Annotated in this window: 3 protein-coding genes and 1 pseudogene; all 4 read right to left on the bottom strand. The window is 71.2% G+C overall.

Annotation, left to right across the window (positions count from 1 at the left end; all coding sequences use genetic code 11):
• Positions 1-407 (bottom strand): PAP/fibrillin family protein (locus tag VB716_RS00670; RefSeq protein ID WP_323269455.1); only part of this gene is annotated, 407 nt, incomplete at its 3' end.
• A gap of 14 nt (positions 408-421) precedes the next feature.
• A complete protein-coding gene (locus tag VB716_RS00665) occupies positions 422-1,315 on the bottom strand; it encodes a phosphatidate cytidylyltransferase (protein WP_197153975.1) in 894 nt (297 codons plus the stop codon).
• 57 nt (positions 1,316-1,372) lie between these two features.
• On the bottom strand, positions 1,373-2,017 hold the full coding sequence (gene cbiT / locus VB716_RS00660) for a precorrin-6Y C5,15-methyltransferase subunit CbiT (RefSeq protein ID WP_322757439.1): 645 nt from the start codon (positions 2,015-2,017) through the stop codon (positions 1,373-1,375).
• Positions 2,018-2,025: 8 nt separating this feature from the next.
• Positions 2,026-2,324, bottom strand: a pseudogene (locus tag VB716_RS00655) (lysine decarboxylase); the annotation flags it as partial.

Genomic DNA, 2,324 nt, shown 5'->3' with positions numbered 1-2,324 from the left:
TCGGGGCGCCAGGCCCCCAGGGTGGGGCCGATCCAGCCGCCCCGCTCGAAGCGCACGCTCACACGCTGGCGGCCTTCGACGGCGATGGCCGCCACCACGCTGATCGCCGCCACTCCCCCCAGGGGTCCCCGCAGCCGCAGCAGATTCATGGCCCGGCCGGCCTCCGGATCGAGCACCTGCAGATTCTCCAGCCAGGGGGCCTCCCGCAGCCAGGGCTGGGAGCTGCTGCTCCAGAACAGCTCCCAGACCCCGCGCAGCAGGGCCCGGTCCCGTTCCAGATCCGCCGGCTGCAGCCGCTCCAGCTGCTCCACCACGGGCCGCAGATCCCGGCGCTGCGGCGGTGGATGGGCCTGGGCCTCGAGCAGGGCCCGGCGGCAGGCTTCGGCGGTGTCGGGTGGTGCGGTCATGAGCGGGGCGAGGTTCAGCGGTCGAGCAGCGGCAGCACCAGGCTCACCAGCGAATACACCACCGCCGGGGTGAACAGGTAACTGTCGATCCGATCCAGAATGCCGCCGTGGCCGGGGATGGCATCACCGGAATCTTTCAGACCGGCATCCCGCTTCATCATCGATTCGGTGAGATCGCCCACCAGGGCGAACAGAGCGACGACCCCGCCGAGCACGCCCCCCACCAGCCAGCCCCAGCGCCAGCCCAGCAGCACGCCTCCGAGCACACCCACCAGCACGGCACAGCCCACTCCGCCCAGGGCTCCCTCCACCGTCTTGCCGGGGGAAATCGGCGAGAGGGGGTGCCGGCCCAGGCGGCGACCGATCATGTAAGAGCCGATGTCCGTGGCCACGATCAGCAGGCAGGCCAGCAGCATCAGCGCCATGCCGGGGGTGAACAGCGGCGGGGCTGAGGCCAGATTCGGGGCCAGCATCGGATCGGCTAGCTCGCGCAGCTTGATCCAGTAGCTCGGCAGAAAGCCCAGATAAAAGAGCCCGAAGATCGAGGCGGCGATGTCGGCGATCGTGCCGGTGACCGGCTGCAACAGCAACCAGCCGCAGATCACCGCCCCCGACACCGGCAGCACCGCCGCTGACAGGTCGACCGCCAGCCAGCCGCCGCCATCAGTGGCGGCCATGGTGGTGAACAGCAGGATCTGACAGGCCACCAGGGTGGTTTTGGTGGCGGGCCGGATCCCCTTGAACTGGGCCATGCGGAAGAACTCCAGCAGCCCCAGATGCACGATCACGCCCAGGGCCACGGTGAACCACCAGCCGCCCAGCAGCACCACCACCAGCCCGAACCCCCCCGCCGCCCAACCGCTCAGCAGCCGGGACAGGGAGGTGGCAGTGCGGGGGGACGGCAGCAAGACGGGGGAATGGCAGGGACAGGCAGGAGGGCGGCGGCCGATTGTCGGGGCCGACCTTCAGCGCTCGGCCGCGATCAGAAACAGCGGCTCGGCCGCGGCCAGCTTCGCCTGGCTGCCGCGCCGCTGCATGCGGTGCACGGTGGCCTGCACCACATGCACGTCGCGGGCCTGCAGCTGGGTGAGGGTGTCGGTGGCATCCACCAGACCCTCGAGGCTGGTGGTGCTGATCACCAGCCGGCCGCTGGGGGTGAGTGATGGCCACACCGCCTGCAGCACCTCACCGAGGGGACGCCCCACCTCCAGCACCACCCGATCAGGACGGGGCGGCAGGGTGTGGAGGTCGGTGGGGGCCTGGCCGGGGTGGATGTGGAGGTTGGGGATCCCGAAGCGTCGGCGGTTGCGCTCCAGCAGGGCGATCGCCTCCGGATCCCGCTCCAGGGTGTGCACTTCGCCCGCGGGCATCAGCCGGGCGATCTCCAGGGCCAGGGCACCGGTGCCGCCGCCGATGTCCCAGACCAGCGAATCGGCGCGCGGCCGCAGGTGTGCCAGCAGCATCACCCGCAGTTCCAGGGGGGTGGGGCTGAAGCCCGGGGCATCTTCAAAGGCGTTGTCCGGCAGCCCCGGAGTCACGAAATCCCAGAGGTAGCGGCTGCCGTCCTGGTCAGCGTGCGAGCCCGGAGAATCGTGGCCGGGTTCCGCCATCTGCCGTCTCATCCGGCCACAACCGCCACCGTATCAGCGATCTGGCCGGGCCAGAGCCGCCGCTGCCTCTGCAACCAGCTGGCGCGGCTGGCGTCGATCCGTTCTCCGGGGATCAGCAGTGGAATGCCGGGCGGATAAGGGCAGAGCGGCTCGGCGGCGATGCGTCCGCAGGCCCGCTCCAGCGGCACGAACTCGCGGGGGGATCTCCAGGCCGCGGCCAGGGGAAGCTCCAGGCAGGCCAGCGGCGGCAGCGGCGGTGGCTCGAAGGGTGGGGCAGGATCGGCGCCGAGCGCCGTGCGCAGGGCGG

The sequence above is a fragment of the Synechococcus sp. CCY9201 genome, from assembly GCF_034931105.1.
In the GTDB taxonomy this organism is placed as follows: domain Bacteria; phylum Cyanobacteriota; class Cyanobacteriia; order PCC-6307; family Cyanobiaceae; genus CBW1002.
The sequence above is the reverse complement of the archived record's forward strand: the minus strand, read 5'-3'. Positions and strand labels throughout refer to the sequence as shown.

Bases quoted from the DNA above. Each gene is read 5' to 3' on its own strand.
- cbiT (WP_322757439.1), bottom strand. From the start codon at position 2,017: ATGGCGGAACCCGGCCACGATTCTCCGGGCTCGCACGCTGACCAGGAC.